The organism is Euzebya sp., assembly GCF_964222135.1.
In the GTDB taxonomy this organism is placed as follows: Bacteria; Actinomycetota; Nitriliruptoria; order Euzebyales; family Euzebyaceae; genus Euzebya.
In genome coordinates this window covers 19,603-30,134 of record NZ_CAXQBR010000093.1, presented here as the reverse complement: position 1 = coordinate 30,134, position 10,532 = coordinate 19,603, and the positions used below count along the sequence as shown (strand labels likewise).

General features: G+C 68.1%; 7 protein-coding genes. 5 read left to right on the top strand and 2 right to left on the bottom strand.

The window, feature by feature from the left end:
• Nucleotides 1-88: 88 nt before the first annotated feature.
• Genes ACEQ2X_RS20355 through ACEQ2X_RS20335 form a run of 5 tightly spaced genes read left to right on the top strand, consistent with a single transcriptional unit; the run spans nt 89 to nt 5,360 of the window.
• Nucleotides 89-1,120 (top strand): helicase-related protein, encoded by a 1,032-nt coding sequence (locus ACEQ2X_RS20355; RefSeq protein ID WP_370327706.1) that lies wholly within the window; start codon nt 89-91, stop codon nt 1,118-1,120.
• Between the two features lie 20 nt (nt 1,121-1,140).
• Nucleotides 1,141-2,934 (top strand): PglZ domain-containing protein, encoded by a 1,794-nt coding sequence (locus ACEQ2X_RS20350; protein ID WP_370327705.1) that lies wholly within the window; start codon nt 1,141-1,143, stop codon nt 2,932-2,934.
• A complete protein-coding gene (locus ACEQ2X_RS20345) occupies nt 2,934-3,635 on the top strand; it encodes a hypothetical protein (RefSeq protein WP_370327704.1) in 702 nt (233 codons plus the stop codon). Before ACEQ2X_RS20350 ends, ACEQ2X_RS20345 begins: the two co-directional genes overlap by 1 nt.
• A 12-nt stretch (nt 3,636-3,647) precedes the next feature.
• Nucleotides 3,648-4,283, top strand: coding sequence for a DUF4433 domain-containing protein (locus tag ACEQ2X_RS20340; protein ID WP_370327702.1), 636 nt, complete (start codon nt 3,648-3,650; stop codon nt 4,281-4,283).
• A gap of 15 nt (nt 4,284-4,298) precedes the next feature.
• The gene (locus tag ACEQ2X_RS20335) at nt 4,299-5,360 is read left to right on the top strand and encodes a macro domain-containing protein (RefSeq protein WP_370327701.1); all 1,062 of its coding nucleotides are present in this window, start codon (nt 4,299-4,301) and stop codon (nt 5,358-5,360) included.
• Between the two features lie 16 nt (nt 5,361-5,376).
• On the opposite strand, the gene ACEQ2X_RS20330 is transcribed toward ACEQ2X_RS20335, so the two are convergent.
• Together ACEQ2X_RS20330 and ACEQ2X_RS20325 are read right to left on the bottom strand one after the other, a co-directional pair.
• Nucleotides 5,377-8,682 (bottom strand): helicase-related protein, encoded by a 3,306-nt coding sequence (locus ACEQ2X_RS20330; RefSeq protein WP_370327700.1) that lies wholly within the window; start codon nt 8,680-8,682, stop codon nt 5,377-5,379.
• On the bottom strand, nt 8,679-10,532 hold the full coding sequence (locus tag ACEQ2X_RS20325) for a hypothetical protein (protein WP_370327699.1): 1,854 nt from the start codon (nt 10,530-10,532) through the stop codon (nt 8,679-8,681). The genes ACEQ2X_RS20330 and ACEQ2X_RS20325 overlap by 4 nt, the downstream gene beginning before the upstream one ends.

Here is a 10,532-nt window from a genome sequence, read left to right as displayed (position 1 = left end):
GCGGCGCCCCCCCCCCCCCCGGCGATCCCACAGCTCCGGCATCGACGCCAAGGCCAAGGATCTCCTGGCCGTCATCGACGAGCTCGCCATGGCCGCGGGCGACCCGCAGCTGAAGGTCGTCGTCTTCACCGAGTTCACCGCCACCCAAGACATGCTCCTCGACGTGCTGGCATCAACCGGGCTGCCAGCCGTCGCCATCAACGGCACGCTCGGCATCCACGAACGCGCAGTCATCCAACGCCAGTTCCGGGACGACGCCAGGGTGTTGATCTCAACCGACGCCGGCGGTGAAGGCGTGAACCTGCAGTTCGCCCACGTGGTCATCAACTACGACCTGCCGTGGTCCCCATCGAAGCTCGAGCAGCGCATCGGCCGGGTTGACCGGATCGGACAGACCCGACCCGTGCACGCGGTGAACCTCGTGATGGAGGAATCGATCGACGCGCGCGTCCTCGAGATACTCGAGGCGAAGCTCACGGTCATCCTGACCGAGCTCGGGGCCGACAAGCGCGGTGACGTCCTGCACAGCGCCGACCAGCACGCCAGCGCGCTCTACCTCGCCGCGATGCGTGCCGAACCCCTGGACGATGCCGCGACCTCGTTCGAACGCCGCACCACGGACGACGCGACCACAGCCGCGACGTTCCTCGACCTCGTCCAACCGTCGCCTCCGACGCCAGCGGCGAGGCACGACCGCAGTGCCGAGCGGTGGCTCACCATCGCCCGGCGGGAGCGGGAACGCTTCACCGGCCGCTCCCCGACGACCGCCCAGGTGTTGCACGAACTCCCGGAGGTCGCACCAGGCGAACCACTTCCCATCCTGCAGGGGGCAAACGCCGGCTACCTGGCGGTGTGGGAGATCGGTGCTGGTCCGGGGTCACGGACTGCCGATGCGGTGTTCATGACCGACTCCGGTTCGGTGCGTCCCGACCTGGCAGAGCGGGTGTGGGACGGGGCCACCGCACCTGTTGCCGTGGGGGTCGCACCGCCAGTCGACGACACGACGTGGCAACGGATCTGGGATCTGGGCAAGGACTACGCCAGCCGCCCGTCCAGCGCGCCGTCGGGGGACGCACCCACCGGGTTGGTCCTTCGCCTGCTCGTCCGGGTGGCGCCATGAGGCAGTGGGTCGTAGGGCAAATGTCCGCGGGCAACGCGGCACGACCGGTGGTCGTCCTAGATCCCCACGCGGTCGCATCCGAGGACGAACTCCGAACCGGCACCCACGCCGATGTCGTGGCCTCGAGCACAGACTGGTTCTCGCTTCGACAGGTGTGGGAACGCCACGGCCGCGACCCGCACGGATCGCGCGTAACCATCCACGTCCTCGATGCGCTCCACCAGCCGGCGGACTTGCCATGGGACATCGAGCAGGGAGCCACCGTCTGCCGCCTCCGCGTACCGCCCGATCCGACGGTGCGTGCGCTGGTCCTTGCCGTGACCGATGAGGACAGCGATCGGCTCATGGCCGTCGTAGACAGCACACCGACGGCCACCGGTCTGGACCTTCTCGCAGCACTCGCTGGCGTGTCCCGCGACGCGTTGGATGATCGCCCTGGCCGCGTCCGGGCCGCCCTTCGGCTGCTGCGCGCTGGGCAATCGCACACGGTACTGAGCTACGCGCGACAGGCGCTCGGGCCGGATCCGGTCCTGGAAGGCGCGCTCGACGCCGTCCCCAGCTTCGACCCGCTGAAGGAGCTGTGGGACGAGTGGGTGACGTCACCCGACGATCCCGACCTGAGTCAGCTCTTCGACGCGTGCCGAACCGAGGTGTCGGACCTGTTCCTCGACGGCACGTTGCAGCCCAGCCTGGCGGCGACGGCGGTTATCCCCAGGTGGGCGAGATTGGGCACGCGTGAGGCCTCGCCGGCGGAGAGACTGCAGTCCCTCATGGCACAACAGCCCCCGACACCCCTGCCGACGGCACCACTCGAGCCGTGGCTGCCTGTCGCCGCATGGTGGGGGTCGGTCCGCAACGAGCTTGCCCAGGTGAACCCGCCTGACGAGCAGCTGGCGGCGTCCGCATGGGCGGTGTGGGACGGGATCGACGCAGCGTTCCTGACGTGGATTCGGCAGTCGTACGGTGCGCAGCTCGGACGCAACTGGGTCAACGGCCCGAAGGGGCTGCACCAGGTGCAGCCGTACCTGGCCAAGCAGGCCGGCCAGGACGGGCGCGTGCTGCTCCTCGTCTTCGACGGCATGAGCCACACGCTGTGGACGCAGATCCGTTCGGGGGCGCGCATGACCGTCCTGCACTCCAGCGGCACCCTGACCATGCTGCCCTCACTCACCGAGATCTCTCGCCAGGCGATCGCCGCCGCAGACCTTCCGACCGCCTTCTTGGACACCTTGAACCCAAGCGACCTGACTGAGGCCGAGCCCGTGCACTGGGCACGCGCGTGGGCCACGCACGAGCGCTCGGCGGGCTGGCTGCGAGTCGACGGTGGGTTGGCCGACCTATCAAAGGTCCCGTTGGGTCACCACGACGCCATCGGGGTGGTGATCAGCGCGACCGACAAGCAGATGCACGCTGCCAGGATGATGGGCGACGTCGGTCTACACGCAGGGATGAAGGCATGGCTGCGCAGTGGGTTCCTGGATCGGCTCCTCGAGGCGGCCGAACAGCATGGATACGAGGTCTGGGTGACGACCGACCACGGCGGCATCGAGTGCCTACCCACCAAGGGTCCGAACGAGGGGGCCTTGGTGCCTCGGGCAGGCACACGCCATCGTCGGTACGCCAACAAGACCTTGCGGGACGCGGCTGTCGCCGAAGGCATCGTCCTGGATTCGGTGCCGGGACTGCCAGCTACGTACGGCGACTGCCTTCTCTTCGCACCCGGCCGGGTGTCGTGGAAGCAGGCGCGCATCAGCCATGGGGGCTTGAGCCTGGACGAGGTCGTCGTCCCGTTCGCGAAGGTGGTGGCAGGCTGATGGCCAACGGCTACGGGATGATGCTGGACCGGGACCTCACACTGGAGCTCCTCAGCGTGGCGTATGACGTCGCCCGGCACGATCGAGATCCGACGACCAGCCGCCGCACGCTCGAGATGCGGCTGCGGGACCACGTCAGCGATCAAGAGGCCGGTAACAAGACGAAGAAGTGCCTAACCCGCGTGTGGCTGAACCCGCCTGCCGAGGCTGCCGCCATGATCGGGTGGGCGTTGGACCGCGAGGATGTGCTGGGCGCGCCGGCGATCTTGCACTTCGGGGCCCTGCTCGCCACGTATCCCTTCGTCGGGGTCGTCGCCAAGGTGGTTGGAAGCCACCTCAAAACCGAGGGCCAGGTCCACGCCCGAGACGTCCGCGCAGCCGTCCAGAAGGTGGTCGGCGGCACCGCGACCGTCGACATGGCGGCTCGGAAGAGCTACACGACGTTGGCGCACCTAGGCCTGATCACAAAGGACGGTCAGGCGTTGTCCCCCACCGATTCCCTGCCAGAGATCCCTACCCCTTTGGCTCCCTGGCTCATCCATGCCCTTCTGCTCACTCGACGGTCCACAGCCGTTGATGCCTCCAGCATCACGACCGCGCCCGAGCTACTCGGGCTGCGCGTTGCAGCCAAGCTGGACTCCTTCCCGCTGTTGGACGTTCATCAAGAACTGAGCGGTCGCGTATTCGTGCCGCTTGCATGATGAGATGACGTCATGCCTCGTCCTATCCCGACCCTTCTCTACCACTTCACCCACATCGACCACCTGCCGGCGATAGCCCGCCACGGACTGGTGGCCGACGTCACAGCGGCTGGAGATGGCTTGCTGCGCCAGGAGGTGGGCAACCACGAAATCAAGCAACGGCGTCGGAGCAGGACCGTGCCCGTCCCCCCGGGGGGCGTGGTGGCGGACTACGTGCCCTTCTACTTCGCACCGCGAAGCCCGATGATGTACGCCATCGACTGCGGCAACGTCCCCGAATACGCAGGTGGCATCGACCCGCTGGTCTACTTGGTCACCGACGTCGATCGTCTGGTGGCCCTGGGCATGTCGCCGGTCGTCACCGACCGCAACGCTGTGCTAGCCATCGCAGCCTTCACCACCGAGCTTGCGAGGCTGGACGACCTCGTCGACTGGCAGCTGATGCGCCAGCGGATGTGGAACAACACCGTCGACGAACCCGACCGGCGGGAGCGCCGCATGGCCGAGTGCCTGGTGCACGGACTCGTACCCTGGGAGGCGTTCACCGCAATCCACGTCCGCACGGCGAACCGCCGCACACAGGCAGACGCGCTGCTCGCGGCGCGGCCCCACCCGCCGATCCATGTCACACCCGGCATGTACTTCTAAGGATCGATGCCGCCCATGATTATCGACGCCCACGGCAACCTCCTCGAGGCCGAGGTCGACGCGCTCGTGAACACGGTGAACACCGTGGGGGTCATGGGCAAAGGCATCGCCCTGCAGTTCAAGAAGGCGTTCCCCGACATGTTCGCCGAGTACAAGCGAGCGAGCGACCGCGGGGAGCTGCGCTTGGGGCACGTCCACGTGTACGAGACGGGTCGCATCAGGCCACGATTCATCATCAACTTCCCGACGAAGCGCCACTGGCGAGCCAAGTCGCGGTTGGAGGACATCAGGGCTGGCCTCGTCGACCTTTCCGAGCGCGTCCAAGCGCTCGGCATCACCTCGATCGCCGTCCCCCCGCTCGGCTGTGGACATGGGGGGTTGAACTGGGCGGACGTCCGACCGCTCATCGTCGAGGCTCTGGAAGGCATACCGGGTGTCGATGTCCTCTTGTACGCCCCGGAGGGTGCGCCACCGGCGGCCGAGCTCGTGAACCGCACCGAGCGGCCGAGGATGACCATGGGGCGTGCGGCGTTGGTGGCGCTGATCGCTAGATACGCCGACAAGGTCGCGGACGTGTCACTGATCGATGTCCAGAAACTCATGTACTTCCTGCAAGAGGCGGGGCAGCCGTTGCGGCTGAACTACGTGAAGGATCGGTACGGGCCCTACGCCGACAACCTGCGCCACGTTCTTCACACCGTTGAAGGGCACTTCCTCATCGGCTACGGCGACGCGACAGCGACAGTGCACGCCGCCGAACCCATCCGGGTGCTCCCCGGCGCAATCGATGAAGCCGACGCGGTGCTATCGGAGCAGCCCAGGCTGGGGGACCGCATCGACCGCGTGCTTCGCCTAGTTGATGGTTTCGAGTCGCCCTACGCCATGGAGCTGCTCGCGACAGTCCACTGGGTCACTACGAAGGAAGACCCCGACACCGCCACCGATCCAGGACTGGCCGCCGAACGCGTCGCGGAGTGGAACAGCCGCAAGGAGCGGATGTTCGGCGCCGACCACGTAAGAGCTGCGTGGACGCGACTACAGGACGAGGGATGGTTGCCCGTATTGACGTCGGCATAGCGGATCGACCGCGTCTCTACACCATTGGGCCGAAGCCGTTTGGGCTCACGTCGATCCGCAGCTCATCAGCGAGGCGAGCCAGCTCGTCCGCGTCGACCTCTCCAGCCAGGTAGGCGAGGAGCTCGTCCTGGCGGGGCTGGCCGAACGCGAGTCGGTAGGACGCCACTGCTCGGCGGAGCGTCGTCGCGCGCCCGTGGTCGCGGGACAGCGGCAACGCAGGGACGTAGCGCTCGATCGCCGCGCCCTCACGGTCGGCGTGGACCCAGTACGGGACGATCTCGGTGACGCCCCCATCTCGGACGGCATGAGCGGCATCGAACATCGCCTGCCAAGGGTCACCGGTCGCCACCAACCCGACCGCGCCGTGGACCGCCGCGACGTTCCGACGGACCGCGTGGCCCTTGAAGCGGTGGACGCGGCCCTCGCGCTGTTCGAGGTCGACGGGGTTGCTGGGGAGGTTCCAGTGCACGATCGCGTGGGCGAACTGGTGGAAGTCGAGTCCCTCCTGACCGGCCGATGTCGTGGTCAGCACGAACGGCCAGAACGGCGAGTTGAACGCGTCGCGCACCTCGCCCTCGCGCTGCTGACCGCCTTCGTCCGACCGTCCGCCGCTCAAGCGGACGGCGAAGTGTGCTCGCATCCGTTCGGTGCGTGGCGGGGGGACGCGGCCGTCGGCCAGCTCCACCCGACCCACGCCGTAGTTCGCGGTCCGCAGGTGCACCGACGACGCCATGGCGGCAGCCAGCGTCGTCACCTCCGCCGGTCCTGGGCGTCCGATGTACCCCTCCGCGGGCGCGAGCACGTGGGCGTACTCGTCGAGGACAGCCTGCAGGTTGCCGTCGATGGCGTAGTCCAAGACGCGTTGCCAGTACGGGTCGCCGGGCAGCAGACCGCGGACGAGCTCGATGACCTCAGGCGTGTTGAACAGCGACCGGATCCCCCAGGCCACCTGACAGGACGCGAAGCGCAGCGTCAGGTCGTCGACGGGGATCCCGGACACCCTGGCAAGCGCTCGCAGCGCCACCACGCCGGGGCCGGCGAGCGCCATACGCGCGAGCACGTCGGGAGCGTCGTCAGGCATCGGCCCCCACACCTCATCCTCGGGGTTCTCGTCGAACGCCGTCTGCTGCGCACGCCGGATGTGGTCCCGCAACCCGGTGCTCCCCGTCTCCTCATCACCGGTCGTGAACGCGTTCACGACGGCCGGGACCGACTGGAAGAACGCATCGGTGTGACCGGCATCGTCCAACCAGTCGAGCCAGATCGGCGCGGCCCAGTACCACCGCTGATCGGCGGGCCCGTCGCGACGAACGGTGACGCCTTCGTCGATCAGCGCCGTCCGGACGTCTTCCAGCAGCCCTCGGAACCGCTTCGCGACCGTCGCGATCGCCTCGCGCGTCGACACGGTCGTCCCCCCTGCGGCGCGGGCAAGTGCCAGGGGATCGCCCTCCCGAGCGAGCACGACGCTCGGGTAGAGGATCCCGAAGACCGGCATGCCGGCAAGGCGTCCCTCTGAACGGGTGAACTCGAGCAGCCGCGCACGCCGTGCCCGGTCCTGCGGTGTGTTGGTGTACGCGGGCGACTCCCGCCCGGTGCTGACCATCCGCCGCTCGGCTTCGTAGCTGAGCAACGCTGACACCGCGGTGGGCACCATCCGCCAGCTCGAGAAGATCAGCCGCTTGGTGAACCGCTGCAGTGTCGGGTCGGCGTACGGACCTGCGGGAGTCAGGTAGGGCAGGGACGGTGGCATCCACAGCAGCTGCCAGGCACCGCGGTCGATGACATCCTCCTGCAGCCACCGCAGCCTGAAGTTCGCTGGATCGATCGGCTCGAACCGCGCCAACGCATCCCAGTCGAGTCGGACGGTCGCAGCGACTGCATCTGCGAGCTGATCACCGTCTTCCTCCACCACGTGGTCGAAGACCTTTCGGAACTGGTAGCCGTCCATGAAGTTCAGCAGGTACGGCGCCGACTTCCAGAACTCGAGCGGGTCCTGGACGTCCCCCAGCTCCCGCGTCAGGCGAGCATCGGCCACGAACCGCCTGACCTCGTCAGGGTCCAGGCGTAGTCCCTCGCAGACGACGTCGCGGAGCATCCCGTCGCGGTCGGGCGTGGCGGCGAGGCGTTCGGTGCGCACCATGACCCGGCGGAGGATCCGCTCGACCTCTCGGCGCGGCTCACGCGCAGCAGCGCCGCCGTCACGGCCGGCTTGGAACAGCCCGCTGCGGAAGCGGCTGAGCCATCGCCGGAGCGCCTGGACCTGTGCGTCGTCGTGCTCGACGAGGAACCGGACGGTCTCTAGCAGATCGGCATGGTGGTCCTCGTCCGTGTCATCGGCATGTGTCAGCATTTTGTACGGCGTCGCCGACAGCAGCAGGGTCCGCGCGTTGGAACGCGCGTCCTGGTCGACGAACTCGAAAAGCTCGTGGGCGAGGACTGTCGCCGCCTGCGCGCCATCGGCGTTCGGGTCCTCCAACAGGTGCTTGAAGCGCTGGAACTCGTCCAAGACGATCAGATCCGGCTCCAACGCCTGCAGGCAGGCACGGGCGAGCAGGTCGCGGAGATCGCCGATGAACGTGCTGCGAGCCCGTCGGTCGCGCCAGCCTGCCTTCCGCCACACCCGCTCGTCACGACAGTGGTAGGCGATCTCGTCGAACCGCTCCCGCATCGTCGGGCCACCGGTGTCGCGCGTGTCGTCGGCGTGGCCCAACGCCTCGATGAAGCTGGCCACGATCGTGGGCTCGAGCGAATCCCGGTTCGTCCTGGCGAACTGCCGGTACGCCTTCTTGAACCGGTCGAACGACTGGACCCCCCCTTGGAAGGCGCGGAACGAGCCGGCGGTCCTGAAGCTGACGTCTTCTCCCCACGCCATCTCCAACAGCAGCCGGAGCAGCAGCCGTTCGTCACGCCGGCCGCTGCCCCGCTTGAGGTCGAACGACGTGCCGGGTGTGAACGCGATGAGGTTGACCCGACCACGGTCCAGCTGGCGGGCGGTCAAAGGCAGCATCGTGAGACGCTGGGCCAGCTCCTGCGTCTCGACCCCGGGGATCCGCAACCGGCGGAGGTTCTGTGCGGCGATCTGGCCGTTGGAGCACACGTAGAGGACGTCGATGCGCTCAACGCGATCCTGCAGGTGCTCGATCGCCTGCGCGATGATTCCGCGGGCGACGAAGGTCTTGCCCAACCCGACCTCGTCGGCGATGAGGAACCGGTGTGCTGGCGGATCGTCCACGTACAGACGCCGGAAGACGTGACGGGCGGTGTCACGTTGGAAGTCCTTCAACTCTGCGAGCACCGGATCGGCGACGAACCGCGCGGTCATGCTGTTCCCTCACCTTGTCGGGCAGTCCACACGGCGTCCCAGATGGTCGCGAACCCGTCGGGGAGGATCGAGTCGCGGTGTTCGTCCAAGTCGCGCAGCAGGGCTTGGAAGTGGTCTAGACGGTCGGGATGGCGGTCGACGGCGCGGACGAGGTGCTCGAGCACGGGCACGTCGTCCCATGCCCCGCCGACCCATCCACGTCCCGGATCTCTCCCGCGATGGGCGAACTCCCCGCCAAGGCCGTCGGGGTCGCTGAGCAGCATCAGCAGGTAGCGCAGAAGCCGGTCGGGGTCCCGCAGCATGGCTGCCAGCAACCGGCTGTGGCGGTCAGCGGGTGCCTCGACCAGGTCTGCGGTGACGAGGAACGCCGACGTGCTGCTCAACCGACCTCTGCTGACGGTGATGCGGATGGCGAAGAAGGCGGTCAGGCCCTCCAGCGAGGTGGGGAACGCCACGTCGACGGGCACACCGGGGGTGAGCGCCCGTGCCGACAGCTCTTCGGCGAGGCTCGCCGGCCAGGCGGTGATGGACACGTCGTCGGCGTGGATGGTCGGGAGCGGATCCTCGGTCGTCAGCCGCAGCCGGTACGTGTCGTCGTCATCATCTCCGACGCGGGCGGTGAACCTGACCCCGGCGATGGCGTGGCGGAGGTGGTCCACCACGAGTTGCAGCTTCTCCTCCTCGGGAGGATCGGCGGGGTGGTCCAGCGGTGTGTAGTCCACCAGCAGGTCATCGAAGCCGGTGTCACGCCCGGAGTCGGCCAGCAGTGATGCGACCCCGACCGACGCGGGCCCCCGGAGCTCAGCCAACACCTCGACGTTGCCGTCGAACGCCGCGCTGGTCGCGTTGGCAGACCCCGTGAAGAGACGCGTCCCGTCGTCCGTGTCGAACAGGTACAGCTTCGCGTGCAGCCCGCTGAGCGCGACGCTCGGGTCGCGATCCTCCGTCGGAGGGCCCTCCGGTGCAGACCGGCCGTCGGCCTCGACCTCGGCAGCTGAGTTGAGGACGGCGATGCGCTCGATCTCGGCGAGCACGCCAGGGTCGATCCGGTCGAGTGCCTCTGGCCGGGAGACCAGTGCAGCGACGTGGTGCTGCTCGGTGAGTGCGGCAACGGCGTGGGTGCCGAGGAACGGCGAGATCACCAGGGCTCGCAGTGACCGGTTGGGGAAGGGACTCGGTGCTTCGGCCAAGCCGAAGACGTGGAGGCGGAGGTCCGTGAACGGCTCGGGTGGGTGTAGATCGACGTGGGCGAGTTCATCGGCCAGCTGTTCGATGACCGCGAGGCGATCCGGGGACAGAGCACGTGTTGCCAGGGACGGCAGTCTTCGGGTGAAGTCAGCGAGCGGGGTGGTCGCCGCCCTCGAGCGTGGTGGAGGGGTCGTGTACGGCGCGGAGTCCAGGGTGAGCAGGGTGTCCCAGGACGTGTCGAAGGTGAGGTTGCGCGTCGCGCACAGCACGCGCAGCAGCCGCTGGTCGGTGGTGCGGCTGCGGTAGCGGACGACCCACACCTTCGGGTGGAACAGGCGACCGGTGCGCGGAGGTACCACCTCGACTACCGACTCCTCGAGCCAGGCGAAGACGGTCCGTGCGCGGGAGGGGATGGCGATCTGCCCGGCTTGGCAGAAGACGGTGATCCGTTGGGTGTGCCGGCGGACGGCTTCGAGCAGACCGACGGGTTCTTGGCCGTCCTCACCGGTCTCCCGCGCGTCGTGCATTGCGAAGGCCAGCGGTGCGGTCAGCACCGCTTCGAGGTCGAGGGTGAAGGACGTCCCGACGGCAGCGTCCAGGATGTGGCCGGCGGGTGGTCGGAGGGCTTCGACCAAGCTGGTCCGGTCGTGTGGGCTCAGCAC